Origin of the sequence: Halosimplex halobium, assembly GCF_051414055.1 — an archaeon.
GTDB lineage: Archaea > Halobacteriota > Halobacteria > Halobacteriales > Haloarculaceae > Halosimplex > Halosimplex halobium.
The window spans coordinates 19,601-36,292 of the sequence record NZ_JBLKNX010000012.1; the positions used below are offsets into that span (position 1 = coordinate 19,601).

At 63.8% G+C, this 16,692-nt stretch carries 10 protein-coding genes and 1 pseudogene; 4 read left to right on the forward strand and 7 right to left on the reverse strand.

Annotated features, from left to right (window positions below):
* Positions 1-4 precede the first annotated feature (4 nt).
* Positions 5-2,743: a cation-translocating P-type ATPase gene (locus ACMGFG_RS13180; protein ID WP_436930790.1), complete on the forward strand. Its 2,739-nt coding sequence runs from the start codon at positions 5-7 to the stop codon at positions 2,741-2,743.
* Between the two features lie 147 nt (positions 2,744-2,890).
* Here the strand turns inward: ACMGFG_RS13180 and ACMGFG_RS13185 are convergent, their stop codons facing one another.
* The 4 genes from ACMGFG_RS13185 to ACMGFG_RS13200 all read right to left on the reverse strand — a co-directional run bounded on the left by ACMGFG_RS13185 (position 2,891) and on the right by ACMGFG_RS13200 (position 7,581).
* Positions 2,891-5,233 (reverse strand): amino acid permease, encoded by a 2,343-nt coding sequence (locus ACMGFG_RS13185; protein ID WP_436930791.1) that lies wholly within the window; start codon positions 5,231-5,233, stop codon positions 2,891-2,893.
* A gap of 172 nt (positions 5,234-5,405) precedes the next feature.
* Positions 5,406-5,678 carry a hypothetical protein gene (locus tag ACMGFG_RS13190; RefSeq protein WP_436930792.1) on the reverse strand — a complete coding sequence of 91 codons (273 nt, stop codon included), beginning with the start codon at positions 5,676-5,678 and terminating at the stop codon, positions 5,406-5,408.
* A 189-nt stretch (positions 5,679-5,867) separates the two neighbouring features.
* Complete coding sequence (locus ACMGFG_RS13195) at positions 5,868-7,211, reverse strand: APC family permease (protein ID WP_436930793.1); 1,344 nt, start codon at positions 7,209-7,211, stop codon at positions 5,868-5,870.
* A gap of 46 nt (positions 7,212-7,257) precedes the next feature.
* Positions 7,258-7,581 (reverse strand): hypothetical protein, encoded by a 324-nt coding sequence (locus ACMGFG_RS13200; RefSeq protein WP_436930794.1) that lies wholly within the window; start codon positions 7,579-7,581, stop codon positions 7,258-7,260.
* A 165-nt stretch (positions 7,582-7,746) separates the two neighbouring features.
* Here ACMGFG_RS13200 and ACMGFG_RS13205 point away from each other — a divergent pair.
* From ACMGFG_RS13205 to ACMGFG_RS13215, 3 genes and pseudogenes are all read left to right on the forward strand, one after another.
* Positions 7,747-8,450, forward strand: a pseudogene (locus ACMGFG_RS13205) (transposase); the annotation flags it as partial.
* A gap of 507 nt (positions 8,451-8,957) precedes the next feature.
* On the forward strand, positions 8,958-10,280 hold the full coding sequence (locus ACMGFG_RS13210; protein WP_436930795.1) for a tyrosine-type recombinase/integrase: 1,323 nt from the start codon (positions 8,958-8,960) through the stop codon (positions 10,278-10,280).
* A 485-nt stretch (positions 10,281-10,765) separates the two neighbouring features.
* Positions 10,766-10,918, forward strand: a complete 153-nt coding sequence (locus tag ACMGFG_RS13215) for a hypothetical protein (protein WP_436930796.1) — start codon at positions 10,766-10,768, stop codon at positions 10,916-10,918.
* Between the two features lie 190 nt (positions 10,919-11,108).
* Here the strand turns inward: ACMGFG_RS13215 and ACMGFG_RS13220 are convergent, their stop codons facing one another.
* From ACMGFG_RS13220 to cobN, 3 genes are all read right to left on the reverse strand, one after another.
* Positions 11,109-11,900, reverse strand: a complete 792-nt coding sequence (locus ACMGFG_RS13220; RefSeq protein ID WP_436930797.1) for a CbiX/SirB N-terminal domain-containing protein — start codon at positions 11,898-11,900, stop codon at positions 11,109-11,111.
* Positions 11,901-12,044: 144 nt separating this feature from the next.
* Entirely contained in the window at positions 12,045-12,803 is a 759-nt protein-coding gene (locus ACMGFG_RS13225) for a precorrin-8X methylmutase (RefSeq protein ID WP_436930798.1), read from the reverse strand.
* On the reverse strand, positions 12,793-16,674 hold the full coding sequence (cobN, locus tag ACMGFG_RS13230; protein WP_436930799.1) for a cobaltochelatase subunit CobN: 3,882 nt from the start codon (positions 16,672-16,674) through the stop codon (positions 12,793-12,795). The genes ACMGFG_RS13225 and cobN overlap by 11 nt, the downstream gene beginning before the upstream one ends.
* Between the last annotated feature and the right edge of the window lie 18 nt (positions 16,675-16,692).

Genomic DNA, 16,692 nt, shown 5'->3' on the forward strand with positions numbered 1-16,692 from the left:
CAGTATGACCCGCTCCAATTCGGACACGACTCGCTCGGAACCCTGGCACGTGACGCCGACTGAGGACATCTTCTCGGCGTTAGCGACCGCCGAAACGGGGATTTCGTCCGACGAAGCAGACCGCAGAGTATCGGAGTACGGCACGAACGATATCCACGACGCTGAACGGACATCGGTTCTCGATCTGCTTCTCTCGCAGTTCCGCGACCCGCTCATCTATCTCCTCGTCGTGGCAGCGCTCTTGTCGCTCGGCGTTGGGCTCATTCCCGGCGGTCACCCCAATTACACCGAGGCGGCGTTCATCGCCCTCATCATCGGTGCCAACGGGTTGTTCGGGTTCGTTCAGGATTATCAGGCCACTCGATCGATCGAAGCCCTTCGAGAACTCGCAAGTCCGGATGCGACCGTGGTCCGCGATGGCCAAAACAAGGTCATTGATGCAGAACAGGTCGTCCCGGGTGATATCATTCGTCTCGAACAGGGAGACGCGGTTCCGGCCGACGCTCGAATCCTCGACGCTGACGAATTGCGGACGAACGAGTCACCACTCACTGGAGAGAGCACGCCCGTCGAAAAGACGACCGGGACGGTCGACGACGACACGCCGCTGGCCGAGCGTCACAACATGGTCTACAAGAACACGACCGTCGTGAAAGGCCGCGGAAGCGCGGTCGTCGTCGAAACCGGCATGGAGACCGAGGTCGGTGGGATAGCGACTCAGCTCGGGGAGGCTGACGACCACCGGACGCCGTTTCAGTCCGAGGTCGAACAGCTCGGCAAACAGATCGGTGGACTGGTCGTCGCGCTGATCGTCCTGGTCGTCGCTGTTCAATTTCTGTTCACCGCGACGGATCCAGTCGCGATCCTCCTCGTTGGAATCACGCTCGCCGTTGCGGGAGTGCCGGAGGGATTGCCCGCGGTCGTGACGTTCACACTGGCGTTGGGCGCACGAGAGATGGTCGACCGGAACGCGCTCGTCAGACGGCTCCCGGTCGTCGAAAGTCTCGGCTCGGTCGACGTCATCGTCACGGACAAGACGGGGACACTCACCGAGAATCGAATGACAGTGACGCGGCTCTACGCTTCGGGCTCCGTCGTAGACCTGTCTGACTCGACCGTGCAATCTGGAGGCGGAGAGCCAACAGGGCGACAAACCGCTGGTGACGGTAATGAACGGTCGCGTCCAGGAGTTGCCCCCCTGTTAGGATGTGGGGCGCTCTGCAACAACGTCGACCGGACGGACGATGAGTATCGAGGTGACCCGACGGAGATCGCACTCCAGCGGCTAGCGGACGAGGCAGGAATCGAGCCAACCGGGGAGCGAATCCGCGAAATCCAGTTCTCCTCGGACCGGAAGCGGATGACCGTACTCGTCGGCGATGGGGAGCTGACTGCCTATATGAAAGGGGCACCGGAAGTCGTCTTGGATAGATGTGACTCAATCCTCGAAAAGGGCGAGGTACACGAACTTACAGACGACAAACGCCAGGAAATCCTCGATCAAACGACGTCGTTCGCAGAGGATGCACTCCGGGTGCTGGGCTTCGCGTCGAGGGCTATCGACGATCCGTCGGCCGACCCCGATCAGATCGAAGACGAGATGGTGTTTCTCGGCCTGCAGGGGATGATCGATCCGCCCCGAGAGGAAGTCGAGGAGGCAATCGCTGACTGCCACTCGGCTGGCATCCGAACTGTGTTGGCGACTGGTGACAATCTCACCACGGCCGAGGCCGTCGGCGAGCAGATCGGACTGGATCCCGATGGTGCGCTCACGGGCAGTGAGGTCGCGGAACAGTCGGACGACCAGCTCACGCGAACGGTCGAAGACGTCGATGTCTTCGCCCGGGTGACGCCGGATCACAAGGTCCGCCTTCTGAACGTGCTCCAGGACAGCGGACACACCGTCGTGATGACTGGTGACGGCGTCAACGACGCGCCTGCCCTCACGAAGGCGGATGTCGGGGTAGCGATGGGAGAGCGCGGCACCGACGTTGCGCGACAGGCGTCCGACATGATTCTTCGGGACGACAACTTCGCGACGATTCGTGACGCGATCCGGGAGGGACGGGGCATCTTCGAGAACGTGCGCAAGTTCGTCAACTATCTCGTCTCGACGAACACTGGCGAGGTACTGGTGGTGTTTCTCGGTGTGTTGCTCGGAAGTCTGTTGTTCCCGGCACAGTTCTCGGGGACATCGAAAGCATTGATCTTGACGCCGATACTGATCCTCTGGATCAACCTCGTCGCGGATACGCTTCCCGCGCTCGCGTTGGGTGCGGATCCTCACGCGGATGGCCTCATGCATCGGCCACCACGACCGACGGACGAAGGCGTAATCAACACGCGTGTGTTGGTCTCGATTCTTACGATTGCGGTGCTGTTAGCAGTGACCGGTCTCGGTATCTTCTTTTATGCCCTCGATACCACTCGTTCACTGCTACGGGCCCAGTCACTGCTGTTTACGTTCATCGTGGTCGTCGAACTGATCCGGATTCAAGTTATCCGCTCGCGGTATGACCAGACGCTCAGGTCGAATCCCTGGCTGCTTGGTGCTATCGGTGTGTCACTCCTCGTCCATCTCGCGGTGTTGTATACTCCGTTGCACGACTTCTTCGCAGTAGTTCCGCTCACTGCCGCTGACTGGAGCTGGATCGCCGTTGGCTTCGTGGTATTTCTAGGTCTGAACGTGCTTACGTCCAACATCTATTCGATGGTCTTCCAGACCGCAGGATCAGACGAGTGATCGAACTCTGTTGCAATCTTCTGCTTCTGACGGGTATGCCGTGTGGGATGCAGAGTGTTGCGTTTCCGATCCCGATCTAGATACCGCAGGATCATTATCCGATCCGAAGGTCGGATCCTTTCTCGGATTACTGTCCTAGCGAGCCGCTCACTGGTCCGTTTCACTGGGCGTCTCGATGATGTGTCGGAACGCACGTCGCTCCCCGAGGTGACGTCGGAGATAGCGATAGATGGGGAAGAGGTACTCTTCGATACGACCGGAGACGCCGCTCGTGCTCGCGTGAATCAGCACTGGAACGTTTGCGGAACGGGCGAGATCGATCGTTCGGTCGGGCGTGCTGCCGAACATCCAGCGCCGGAGCCGGCGGTCACGGGTCGCCCCAATAACCAGAAGTCCGCCGTTTCCGATCGTTGTCGAGACGAGCCCTTCGGCGACCGTGTCGGCGGTCACGTTGTGTACGTGGGGCGAGTCGATCTCCGAGAGGGCCGAGACGGTTTCGTCGACGGGTTCGGCGGTCCCCCCGGTCTCCGGAGTGACGCTGATGACGTGGATCTCGGAACCCTGCTCCCCCAGCCGATTCACGATCGGCAACAGCGCGAGATGGTGCGGGCCGCCGCCGGCACCGATGTTGATGGTCGAGAGGTCGTCGATGGCATCCACATTGCTTGTAAAGAACACGCCACACGGGGCGTTGTACTCGACGGTTTCGGTGATGGTCGGATGCTCCTCTGGGTAGCCCATCAGAATCTGATCAGCCTGGTCGTCCCGGGCTGTCTGGAGGATATCGAATGCGATATCTCGACAGATATGCCCTTCGACGGTGTACTCTACGTCTACGTCGACTTCAGAGAGTCGCTCTTCGATTCGCGCGGTTCGTTCCTGGGCGGTCTCGCGGACCATTTCGTTGGGCGTCTGGTCGGGGATGTAAGTGACATTGAGGACCTGCACCAGCGGCTCGGCGTCTCGTCCACGACTCAGCATCTCCGCGAGCCGTACGTAGGGCACAGCCCGCTCTGGGCGTGCAATCGCGACGAGAATCCGAAATCGTTCTGACTCCGCTTCCTCGGCCTCACTACCGGCTGGAGCACCGCTGGTCGTTGTGGCGGGAACGCCGGGAGGGACGATCCTCTCGACGAGTTCTTCCACGTGGGGAGCACCGCCCCAGACGAGATACGCGACGAGGAGTCCGAGAGTGAATACAGCGCCAACGACGACCCCGACGGGTGGAAGGTTCAAGATAAGCGCGAGATTGGCCAGAACCCCTACCACGGGAAGAGCGGGAACGAGCGGCATCGAGAACCCTCGCTCGATATCCGGATGGTTCCGGCGGGAATAGATCAGCGCGATGTCGACCACGGCCAGGGGGACGAGGAGATTGAACGTGGCGAATCCGGTGAGCGGTTCGAGGCCGAGAAGACGGACGCCGAGCAGTCCGTGCTCCGAGAAGAGTGTGATAAACACGAAGATGAGAAGACCGATCGTTGCCGTTGCCGTCGTCACGCTCCAAAACGGTGTGCGATAGTCGCGGTGAATACGGGCAAACCGCCGGGGAGCGTGCCCCTGTCGGCCCATGAGCGATCCGATCCCGCTCGCGGCGAGGATCGACGCGTTCGAAGCGCTCACCATCGAGAAGACGGCGCCAGCGACGATGAGCAACTGGCCCCACGGTCCAAGGAAGGATGCCGCCACGGTCCCCATCGCCGTCTCCCCCTGTGCGAGTACGTCGCGGGGGACTGGCGCGTTCACCATCGCGACGATGACGAGCGCGTACAGGACCGTGACGGTGACCATGCTTGCGGCGATGGCACGGGGGACGGTCTTCCGGGGCTCGATGATCTCGCCCGCGCTCGCGGCGATAGCCGAGAACCCGAAGAACGTGATGAACGCCAGCGCGGCGACCGAGACGATGCCTATCGGTTCGACCTCGACGCTCGATACGAACGTCGCAGTCGCCTTCGTCGGTCCGACGAACGCGATCGCTCCCCCGATAAAAGCGAACAGGACGCCGACCTTCGCGCTCGTGACGATAAGCTGGAACATCCCCGATTCTTCGGTTCCACGAGCGTTCAGCAGTCCGAGTGTGAGTGCGGCGAGAATCCCAACGGTTCCGTGGGGCAAGACCTGGAGCGACTCCGGGAGGATGAACCGGAAGAACCACTCGTCCATCGTCGCGAGATAGAACGCCGTTGTGCCAGTGTAGCCGAGAAAGAGTGACATCCCGACGCCGTATTTGAGGCGGTCCCGCTCTTCGAAGGTGCGCGAGCAAAAGAGGTATCCTCCACCGTTTTCGGAGTAGATCGAGGCGAACTCGGAGTAGGCTGCAGCGGTGATTCCAGCGACCAGCGCTGCAAGCACGAACGCGACGACGGCGCTCGAACCGATCCGGAACACGGCTGTTCCAGAGAGCGAGAAGATCCCCGCCGCGATCATCGTCCCTAGCCCGATCGCGAACGCGATTTTGAAATCGAGCGTTCGTGTGTGCTCGACCATATAGCGATTCTATTAGTTTGTCTGGCTAATAAACGAACAGGGAGATTCCCACTGCGAGCTACCGCTTTCCGTCCACACACGTGCCGAAACGGCGGGGAACTGAGCGAGTAGAGATGACGAAATGGCTCGGAAGAGGGAGAATTCGCTCGTTACTGGGTGCCGAACAGGTCTATCAGTATATCTTCACTTCTGTCACCATCCGCCGGACGAGCTCCGGCTCTTGGAGGACGTGCCCGTCGTCATCGACGTTTCTGGAGCCGACCTCCTCGGTCAGGACGGCCGTATCGTAGTAGAGGTCGTCAGTTCCTTCGACTCGATTGATCCAATCTGAAGGATAGATAACTGGATTCCCCTCATTCCCCTCACCGCTACCCGTCCATTCTCTCTGTCGGGTCGGCCACCACCACGAACACGTCGAGAGCGCGTTCGGCAAAACTACGGTCATCGGCCTCGCTCCGGTCTGGGAAAGCTATTATTCCTCGATTCCGAGACGGGCACACTCGACCGTCGTGCATCACCGTAGACGCAATCGGCGCGTTGCACTTTGCCTCCCTTGCACGGGAGGTGGTGTCACTCACTCTCGATCGAGCCGTTCTGGTGGCCAGGAACGGTCGACGAGGCATCTCTAGACCGATCATACATCTTCGACATCGGGGTCGAATGAACTTCGTTCCAGATAGAGGAATTCGAGCAGAAAGATCGCGATGAATATGCCGAGAATCCAGAGCAGTATTTCGATGTCGGTGAGATAGAGGTGATAGAGAACAGTAGGGATTGCGACGCCCGTTCCAACGAGGCCGAGCGCGGGAACGAGCCGGTTCGAGCCTGTCACGTCGGCGAGCTGGAAGTTTGTATAGTTCGTGACAGCGAACGAGAGAAGGAATGCGACAGAGCCGAACTCTGTAATCTGCTTGAGCGAGCCCAGGGCGGCGAACGCGGCTGTGAGCCCACCCATGACGAGAAGCGCATACACGGGAATTCCCTCCCGATTTCGGAAGGAGAAGGCCCGGGGAAGCGCCCCCTCAGTCGAGATCTTGTGGACGAGCCGGGCCGTCCCGAATAGGGTCGCGTTGATGCCCGAGGAGGTGCTTTTCATCGCTGAGAGGATGACGAGGACGAACCCGGCGGCACCCAGAACAGGGATGTGGGAAACCGCTTCGGCGAGTGCCACTTCTTCGTGAGCCACGAGCTGTTCGGGTGTCAGGTGAAGCGTCGCCATGAACGAGACCGAGACGTAGATCAGGATCGCGATGACGATGGCGATGTACATCCCGATCGGTAACACACGCTCTACGTTCTCGATGTCCTCGTAGTCGTACACCAGTAGCTGAAACCCCTCGTAGGAGACGAAGATGATCGCAAACCCGGTGATCGGGCTGACGATTCCCTCGCTGAAGAAGTCGATAGCCGTCACGCTCCCGTCGTAGAAGACGATCCCCAGGACTGCGAGGGAGAGCAGGATGGCGATCTTGATATACACCGCGATGTCCTCGAAGAGTCCGGTTTCGCGGACGCCCGTCAGGTTGAGTCCGACGAAGCCAGCGACGATCAGGATAGACATAATCGGACGAAGGTACTGCGGGAGCGCGACTCCGAAGACTGCCCGGGCGGCCGTGAGCGTGTATGCACCGAACGCAAACGCGTACATCGCCATCACGCCGACGTAGCCGACGACAAGTACCCACCCGACGTACGCAGCCACCGTCGGACTGTCGACGACGTGCTCAACGAAGGAGAAGACGCCTCCGTGCTCGCCAAAGTGCAAGGTGAGTTTGAGATAGGAGTGGGCGGTCAGTAGCGTGATAATGCCCGCGATGAGATACGATATCGGGACGGCGTTTCCGGCCTGTGCCATCGCGACGCCGAGCACGGCGTAGATTCCGCCCGAGACCATCCCACCGACGCCCATCGCGATGACCTCCAGTAACCCGAGTTTCCCCGGTCGACTCCGCGTTAGGAGCGATCGAAACGAACTCATATCACGTCACAACCGTTGTTCGGTTCGTCTCCCTCATGGCTCGAGATCACTGTGAGGCTTTGATATGCCGTTGTACGGCGTAGAATCCAGCTGCGTAGATTCCAAATGAAAATATGCCGATCGAAAAAATCCCGATGGCGAAGATCCCGACGGAGAAAATTCCCGCTGCGAAGATTCCGACCGAGAAAATACCGGTCGACAGAACTCCCACACTGAAGTTTCCTGCAGCCAGATAGCCCACAGCGGATTCCCCCGCGGCGAGCACGTCGAATCCCGCTATCGTTTCGATGCCGGCAACAGTCAATCCCAGGGCTATGATCAAGAGGCCGATAACCACGATTCCAGGTACGTCTTCCCATTCGAGATCCATATGAGAAAGTTTCGACCAGCTTGATTTTATAAGTTTGTCGTACTTATCGATATCTGAAAATTCGACCCGTATCAGGTAGATAGCCAGTTACTGCCGTTTTTACGGATTTGATGTCCAGCTGTGGAAACCGATGACCTACGAATTCACAGAGTTACATCTGCCGGAAAGATTATCGGGACGAAAGAGAACCCAGACGAGTACGCCTACCAGTCGGCGACGGTACAGCTGGTCGGCAATGCCGTTCCGATCGTACTGGATGCGCGGCCAGTCCGACGGGGTGAGTCACGGAAGGAAATCGTCGAAGAGCTGCTCGACTCCGCTGAGGACCTCGTTCACGTGGATAACGTGCTGATGGATCGGGAGTTCGATAGTCAGCACGTCTTGGAGATGATCAGCCAGCACGGGCTCTCCTACGTCGTGCCGAGCGGATGCAGACCAGCGAAAAAGCCCAGGCCAAGCGGTTGCTCCAGCGAGACCAAGATCGCTATGAAACCGACCGGGAGCTCCATCTCGGGGAGAACCAATGACACGAGACAACATTGATCTACCGTCGGAAAGCGGACTCCGAGTACGACGACCATCGGCAGTATTCGGTGTTCATGACGAATAGAGGGAGAGGTCACCTCACTGAGTATGGCTACAGGTGAGAAATCGAGAGCGGTTACAGATCGATAATGCGGTTCATGGCTGCAACGACATCGAAGAATTTCGGGCTTCGATTCTTCTACTTCGCGTTCGCGTGTCTCCTGTACTCGATCTGGCGAGCGGTCGATCTGCTCGTCCAAGTCGAGTTGACTGGTGAGTATGAGCACGCACCGATTGTGACGGCGGATAATACGCTACCGAAGAAGGAGACAGGAATCGGATAGTAGGATCCTCGGTCTGGGCCAGCGCAGATTTCTGAGTGGGAACGCTATCGGGAGTCTCGGAAAAACCACGGTCTGGTCGTTAGTGCGACAGGAAGAAGCACACGAGAGGGGATTTGAATCAGTTCCCGGTCCCTGATTCGTCGGAAACTTCGCATCACAGCCCTGCTAAACCCGCTGTAGTCTCAACTTCCAAGGGACCCAATTTGGTATAGCGACATGAGATTTATCAAAGACGCCAGGGTCTGCTATTAGAGATAGAGCGCCTGAAAGCAGGAGACTCGTCGCGAGGCCCGACTCCCCTCGCTGGATAGTTTACGCACGTTTAGTTCTATAAGCGTGCGTAAGTTCTATCATCTCCCTCCCCGTCCCCCTGAGCGAACACAACCTCGAAAATGTGCGCGTCTGCTATTCACCTCGACCGGCGTTCGCGAGATTGCCCGAGACGGCCGGTTTCCTCACTGCACCGTGCGAGGCGAACCAATACGGCCGGAGCCCCCGGAGGAGCCAATGACTAATCGTCGCGAGGAATCGACGCCGATCGCATCGACGTTCTCGAAGTTCCTCGCCGACAAGGGGAAAGGTGAGGACAACACAGACGGCAACTACCGCTCGGACGCAGAACGTGAACTCCACCGGTTTCATTGCTGGTGTCAGGGCGAGACCACCGACCCGGCAAATTCGGGCCCTTCGACTGCCTGGACGGGGATCGTACCGACTGATGGCGACGGATCCCCAACCCGTGACGTCCGATTTTCGGACCTCGACACTACGGTATTCGGTGACTACGCGCGGTATCTCGGCTCGTCTGGCTACGCAAACAGCACCGTTCTGAGCTACTACGCCTACGTTGCATCGTGGTGTGGCTGGGCGCACACACAGGGATATCTTCCGCGTCATTACGCCCGTGAATCCGATGCCGAAGACCCGCTACCCGACGACGGAGGTCGCCGACCAGGTGACCAGCAGGCATGGTCTCCTGAAGACCGGGACCAACTGACTCGATTTGTAAATCAGCGAGCAGCGGACGCGATAGACGAACTTGGAGAGATTTCCGTCCCTACCGATGAACGCGAGAATCTCAATAGCGAGGCTGTACGTGAAAAGGCGTACGCTCGCCTCGAGGCTATCAAACGCTGCCGTGAGCGCGCCCTCGTCTATCTACTCGCATACACGGGTCTGCGGGTCGCTGAGTTTCTCAACGACCCGGATGACGATCGACGCGGTCGCAATGGAATCCGATGGAAAGACATCTCGCTCGCGAACAACAATGTCACCGTCTATCGGAAGAAACAGCAGTGGGACGAAGCCTCGTTGCCGGATCCGGTTCTCGGTCCATTAGACCGGTATAAACGGCTCTGTGAGCCGCCCGAGGACTGGCGTGTCTTTCCGACCTTACACAGACCGACGCTCGCCCGACATGTCGAAACCGGTCTCCGAGACCAGGGCTTGTCGGCGGGCGAGATCGAGGAGATCCGAGGAGCGAAACCCGATCTGGTGATCGCAGCGGACTACGAACTCGAATCGCCTCCCTCGCTGAAGCCAAACGGCGCCCGTCGATTACTCAAACGACTTTGCGACGAGGCCGGAATCGACGTCGACGACCCCCGTCACGACTATCTCGCGCCCCACGGCGGGCGTCGGGGGATGGGCGAAGTGATGGTACGTGAATTTGGCTACGCAGCTGCGGCCCGCTACCTCGATAACAGTGAAGAGCAGGTTCGTCAGGCTTACCAGCACATAGAAGCCGCTGAACGGGCGGATATGGCGACAGAAGCGCTTTCTCGGACCGACCAACGAGTGAATTATCCCCACTCAGAGAGTGATCCCTGACTATCGTGATCCGCCCGAATCCGATGGCCGGATTCCTCCGCCTTCAGGCGGAGGAGGAGGTCAATCTATCGCTAGATTCTTTTGCCGGTTCCGTCAGATGCGCGTCTGCATCGCTCGTTTGACTCGCTGTTCTCCGACAGAGACCCCCGACGAATCGGCGACGTCGATCGAACGGACAGAAGAATCGAACGGGGTCTGGCGGCCGTCGCGTCGTCGGGTTCTGGAGGCCGGCGCGTCCATGGGTGTCCTGGGAGGACTCGGGAGCCTGGCCGTCGCGAGCAAGCAGCAGATCTTCGGGCTGGGCGGCGAGATCGCCGCCTGGATAGGTCAGGAGCCCTGGCTATCGCAGACCGGGCTCACGACTTCACGACCCCGGACACGGACGGAAACGAACTCGCCGCAACGGAGCTACCGAGACCGAGGCGTCGACCGGCGGAAAGGCTCCGGCGGGGACCGAGACGCCGCCGGATATCGGCGAGGGAGACGTGCCGCGCGACGACCTGTGGGGCATGACGGAACTCGTCGCCGGTGGATTCAGCTGGTTCGTCCGGATGTTCGGTCGGGACGCGGAGGGCGAACTGTACGTCCTCGTCAACGGGCGGGGTGTGCCCGAGGGAGAGGCGGGAGCCGTCTTGTAGATCGTGCTTCCGGAGGAGGGGGAGACGCCGACTGGAACTGACACGGGGACGTCGACCGGGACCGAAACCGGGACGCCCGGCGAGCAGGCGCCGTTCTCTCTCCGTCTCTACCGAGCTGTTTCGACCTCCCCAGTCGACCCGAGGATCATCGCCACGGGACTCGACTGGTGGCGCGCCCTGTGGGCCCGGATCAGTGCCGTCGAGGTCCTTCGCCGTCGGTCGCGACCGGCTGTTTCGTCCGGGTCAACTGCGCCTCGAAGGAGGCGCGCGAAGCGGTCCCGTCGGCGGCGAGGGCGCGCTGCTTCTCGACTTCCGCCTGCACGGCGTCGGTAACTCGCGGGTGGACGCCGAGCGGGTCGGCGTACTCGACTGCGCCGCGCTCGGGTTCGAGTTCGGCAGGAATGCGGCGTTCGGTCGCCTCGGTCCGCGTCAGGAACAGCGGGACGGCCACAGTCCGGTCGCCGGTGGTGTTGTACCGGACGCAGTCGACGGTCGGGTTCTGCAGGAGATAGCAGGTCACCACCTCCCCGAAGTCGGACTGTTCCCGCAGCCGGGCAGCGTGGTAGTCGGCCGTCTGCCGGTGGTAGGGCTTCGAACTGCTCCCGAACCCCACGAGGACGAGCGAGACGTCGTCGTCGGCCGGGACCAGGTCCGTCCCGCGCGCTTCCAGCACCTCGGTGACCGCCGGACTCCCCCCGACCGGCTCGCAGTAGTGGACCTCCCCCGGGACGGCGGCGAGCGCAGCGGGGATCCCGTCGATCGTGTCGTGGCTGTGGGCGGCGCACATCGGGACGGCGTACACCGTCTCGGCGGCGATCCGCTCGAACCGCCCCCGCAGTTCGCGGACCGGTTCGCTCTCGTAGGTGGTGACCTCGACGGTGTCGACGAGGCCCCGCCGGCGGAGCCGGTCGGCGTGTGTCTCGAGCACTTCGCGGGCGTTTCTCGTCTCGCGGGCGATGAGCAGGAGTGCGTCGGTTGTCATTGGTCGGCCACGTGTTCAAACTCAGTTGGTCTACACCAACTTGGATTGTCTAGCGAGTTGCGAGGGGCCGGCAAATAAGTTTTGGTGAACCCGAAGCCGTCGAGCGACCATCCGGGACGAACCGAGCGTCGCAGGTCGACGCTGTCAGGGGAGTTCGACATCGCCGCGGCGGGCGTCGCTGGCCACGTGGACGAGTTCGTTCGTCAGGCCGGCCGCCAGCCCGCTCCCGCCCCGGCGGCCGACGTTCGTGACCGCGGGGACGCCGTGGGTCTCGGCGACCTCCCGGAGTCGCTCCCGGCTGTCGGCGGCCTTGACGAAGCCGACCGGGGTGGCGACCACGACGGCGGGGCGCGTGCCGTCGGCGATGCAGTCCGCGAGGGCCAGCGCCGCGGTCGGCGCGTTCCCGACGACGGCGACGGCGCCGTCGTAGGCCCCCCGGCGGTCGAGTTCGAGGACTGACGCCGCCGTCCGCGTCATCCCGGTCTCCTCGGCGAGGTCGGCGCCGTTTCCGATGGCTTTCCGGACGGTGCAGTCGTGCCCCCGGCCGGTGATGCCGGCCGCGGCCATCGTGATGTCGGCGACGATCGGCCGCTCGTCGAGGACCGCCCGCGCGCCGGCGACGACCGGCTCCGACTCGCGCTCGCCGGTGAACCGCACGAGGTGCTGGAACTCGGGGTCGCCCGTCGCGTGGACGCTCTTCTGTCTGATACGGTCGGCCAGCGTCTCGTCCGGGACGAGCTCGCGGACCCGCTCCATGCTCGTCTCGGCGATCGCCATCGCGTTCTCGGTCGTCGCACCGAGGTCGGCGTACTCCTCGAAGTCGCCGGTGGCTCCGGCCTCGGTCTCGTCTTCGGCGCCGGTACCAGCCGGCTGACGGCCGTCGCCGCCGTCGTCAGTCGTCATCGCCCGACACCTCCGGAGGGGCCGCGCTCCCGGCGCGGGCCTCGATGTCGCCGTCGGCCCGGAGGTTGATGTCCCGGAGGCGGTCGGCGGTCGCCCCGTCGGCGTCCCACAGGCCGCGGTCGATCGCCTCAAGGAGCGTGTCGCTGATGCTCTCCAGGGCCCACGGGTTCACGTCGCGCAGCCACTCCCGGCGGTCCTCGTCGAACGCGTACTGCTCGGCCACCTCGTTCCAGAGCGCGTCGCTGACGACGCCGGTGGTCGCGTCCCACCCGAGGACCACGTCGACGGTGGTCGAGAGGTCGCCGGCGCCCTTGTAGTCGTGGGCCTCCATCGAGTCGAACCAGTCGGGGTTGAGGACGCGGGCCCGCATCGCCTTGCGCACCTTCTCCTCGTTGGTGTAGACGGCGACGTTGTCGGGGTCGCTGGAGTCGCCGACGTAGGCGGCCGGCTCCTCGCCCGCGGTCTCCGCGACGGCGGTGACGAACCCGCCGTGGAACGCGTACCAGTCGGAGCTGTCGAACTCGTCCTGCTCGGCGGTGTCCTCGATCTTGACCGTCGCCTCGACGTTACCGAGGCGCCGCTCGAAGGCGTCGTGGGCCTCGGTGGCCGTCCCGCGCGAACCCAGCGCGTAGCCGCCCCACTGGACGTACACCTCCGCCAGATCCGAGCGGTCGTCCCAGTTGCCCTCGTCGACCGCCTTGTTCGTCCCGGCCCCGTACCCGCCGGGCTTCGTCGTGAACACCCGGTGCCTGGCGGCCGCCTCGGGGTCGTCGACGCCCTCCTCGGCGAGTCGTTCGGCCTCCTTCTCGACGTGTTTCTTCACGTAGTTGCGCTCGTGGGGCTCGTCGAGGGCGACGACCGCGTCGACGGCGTCGTGGACGACGCTCGCGGCCTGCGGGAAGGCGTCGCGAAACAGGCCGGAGACGCGCGTCGTCACGTCGATCCGCGGGCGGCCGAGTTCCGCCAGGGGGATCGGCTCGACGCCGTCGACCCGTCCCGCGTCGGTCCACTCCGGTTCGACGCCCATCAGCGCGAGCACCTGCGCGATGGTCTCGCCGCGCGTCCGGACGGTCGGCGTCCCCCAGGCGACGACGCCGATCTCCTCCGGGTACTCGCCCTCGTCCTCGCGGTGGCGCTCGGCGACGCCGTCGGCCACCTCGCTGCCGACCGCCCACGCGGACTTCGCGGGCACCTTCCGCGGGTCCAGCGTGTAGAAGTTCCGGCCGGTCGGCAGCAGGTCGACGCCGCCTCGCGTCGGCGCACCGCTGCCGCCGGGCGGGACGTACTCGCCGGCCAGCGCGTCCGCCGTCCGCGGGATCTCGTCGGCCGCGCCGCGGACCCGCGGGGCGACCTCCTCGCAGATGAACGCCAGGGCCTCCCGGAGATCGTCGTGGGCGCCCGACTCCGCACGCGCGTCCCCGAGCGGGTCGACATCGACCACGAGCAGGTTCATCGTGGTCTCGTCGCCGGGACCGGCCTCGCGCTCCGATTCGGGCAGGTCGAAGTCGTGGTCGGCCAGCGTCGCCACGAGCGCGAGGCTCGTCTCGTACACCTCGTCGGCGGCCGCCGAGAGGGTCATGCCCAGCCGCTCGTCGTAGGCGCCCGGCTCGTCGAGCATCCGCTGGTAGTCGACGCCGAGGACGCCCGCGACCGCCTCGCGGAGGCTCGGGCCGCCCGGGTTCTCCAGGCGCGTGAGCGCGACGAGGTACTCGACGAGCCGGTCGGCCTCGGGGGGTTCGCTCATCGTGTGCAGCCCCATCCGGATCTGCGTCGTCTTCACGTCCGTGAGGTACTCGTGGACCCGCTCGACGAGTTCGTCGGCGTCCACTTCGTCGCCGTCGACGCCGCCCTCGGCGAGCGTCGCGCCGGCCTCGTCCGGGCCGCGAACGTCGGCGCGCTCGTCGACCTCGCCCGCCACGCCGAGTTCGACCGCGAGGTCGAGTTCGTCGACCTTCTCCCGGAGGAGCCGTTCGAGGTGCTCCCCGCTGTCGGTCCGGGCGGTCTCCATCCCGGCCTCGCGGTACCGGTCGGCCAGCTCCTCGAGTTCGGCCAGCTCGTCGTAGGTCCCGGCGTCGCGCATCACGGGCGTCAGGTAGTCGACGACCGCGGCGTACGAGCGGCGCTTGGCCTGGGTCCCCTCGCCGGGGTTGTTGATGATGTACGGGTAGACGTTGGGGATATCGTCGACGAGCTGGTCCGGCGCGCTCCCGCCGTCCAGCCCGACCGTCTTGCCGGGCAGCCACTCCAGGCTGCCGTGCGTGCCGAGGTGGACGACCGCGTCGGCCTCGAAGGCGTTCCGGAGCCACCTGTAGAAGGCGACGTAGTCGTGGGGCGGCTGGAGGTCGGCGTCGTGGTACACCTTCGAGGGGTCCATCCCGAACCCGCGCGGGGGCTGGACGGTGACGAGCACGTTCCCGAACTCGACGCCCGGGATCGCGAACGGCCGGTCGGGCGGGTCGCCCCACTCCTCGACCACGTTCGACCGGAACCGCTCGTCCAGATCCGCGAACCACTCGCGGTACTGGCTCGGCGACACGGTGTCGACGCTACGCTCGCGCACGTCCTCGGGCGCGACCCAGCGGTCGTCGAGGGTGAGCTGGTCGGTCAGCCGCTCGACGAGCGCCTGGCCGCTCTCCGGTCGCTCGCCGCCCAGGTCGTACCCCCTGGCGCCCAGCTCGTCGAGCAGGTTCACGGTGCTCGCGGGGGAGTCGAGCCCGAACGCGGTACCGATGCCGTCGTCGCTGGGCGGGTAGTTGTGCAGGACGACCGCGACCCGTTTGTCCCCGCTGGGCGTGTGGCGCAGTTCGGCCCAGTTGACCGCGAGCCGCGCGGCGTGGTCGACCCGGTCGTCGATGGGAAAGTGCTGTTTCGGCGCCGTCCCGATGTCGGTGTCGTCGTCGGTCCGCTCCTTGCCGCTGATCGGGTGGGTGACGACCGTGCCGTCGAACTCCGGCAGCGCCACCGACAGCGCGAGTTCGAAGCCCACGACGCCCGCGTCGCTCGCCTCGTACCGGGCGCGCGAGCGCATCGTCGTCACGGTCTGGACGACGGGCACGCCGAGCCGGTCGAGGAAGACCTCCTCGGCGCCGTCGCCCTCGTCGTCGGCCGCCCGCCCGCGCTCGTCCATCGACAGCGAGAACATAAAAGAGGAGAGCACGGCGTCGACGACCGGCTCGCCGTCCTCGATCAGCCACTCGTCGGTCACCCGCTCGGCGTCCCACTGCTCGTCGCTGTCGGTCGCGGGGTTGCAGAAGACCGGCAGCGCGTCCGCCCCCTGCTCCTCGACGGCGCGGACCTGCGCGTCGACGTAGCGCGTGTTCTCGTGGGTCCAGTGGGACTCGTAGAACCAGACCGCGACCGTCGGCGTGTCCGGGTCGTGCGTCTCTCGCAACTCCTCGTAGGACGCCCCCGGGTGGTCGGGGTGGTAGACCCCCTCCGTCGGGAGCGCGACCGGGTCGTCGTAGCTGCGGTCGCCGTCGCCGTACTCGTCGGCGAGGAACCGGACGCAGTTCGCCACGTTGCTGGTGCCGCCGCGGTCGAGGTACTCGTAGACCCGGTCGCGGTCCGCCGCGGGGACGGACGTGTCCCGGCGCGCGTAGGCGTCGCCGGTCGACTTGACGACCAGCGGGACGCCGGCCTCCGCCAGGCGGTCGACGGCGCGGTCGTAGCCCGGCATGCTCTCCTCGGCGCCGTGCAGCCAGAAGACCGCCGCCGTCGCGTCCGCGAGGTCGTCGAGGAACGCGTCGACGTCGGTGCCGTCTTCGAGGTCGCTCTCCGAGCGCACCTCGAGGTCGATGTCCGTGCGCGCCGCCGCCCCCTGGACGGCGCCCAGCTCGTTCTCCGTCGCGGTGTACAGGCCGATTGTTGGCATAACGTTGTTAAACCCCTG

What these genes read in the sequence shown, in the direction of transcription:
- ACMGFG_RS13210 (WP_436930795.1), top strand. Translation starts at nt 8,958, where the DNA reads ATGACTAATCGTCGCGAGGAATCGACGCCGATCGCATCGACGTTCTCG.
- ACMGFG_RS13190 (WP_436930792.1), bottom strand. Translation starts at nt 5,678, where the DNA reads ATGACCGTAGTTTTGCCGAACGCGCTCTCGACGTGTTCGTGGTGGTGG.
- ACMGFG_RS13200 (WP_436930794.1), bottom strand. Translation starts at nt 7,581, where the DNA reads ATGGATCTCGAATGGGAAGACGTACCTGGAATCGTGGTTATCGGCCTC.
- cobN (WP_436930799.1), bottom strand. Translation starts at nt 16,674, where the DNA reads ATGCCAACAATCGGCCTGTACACCGCGACGGAGAACGAGCTGGGCGCC.
- ACMGFG_RS13195 (WP_436930793.1), bottom strand. Translation starts at nt 7,211, where the DNA reads ATGAGTTCGTTTCGATCGCTCCTAACGCGGAGTCGACCGGGGAAACTC.
- ACMGFG_RS13220 (WP_436930797.1), bottom strand. Translation starts at nt 11,900, where the DNA reads ATGACAACCGACGCACTCCTGCTCATCGCCCGCGAGACGAGAAACGCC.
- ACMGFG_RS13185 (WP_436930791.1), bottom strand. Translation starts at nt 5,233, where the DNA reads ATGGTCGAGCACACACGAACGCTCGATTTCAAAATCGCGTTCGCGATC.
- ACMGFG_RS13225 (WP_436930798.1), bottom strand. Translation starts at nt 12,803, where the DNA reads ATGACGACTGACGACGGCGGCGACGGCCGTCAGCCGGCTGGTACCGGC.
- ACMGFG_RS13180 (WP_436930790.1), top strand. Translation starts at nt 5, where the DNA reads ATGACCCGCTCCAATTCGGACACGACTCGCTCGGAACCCTGGCACGTG.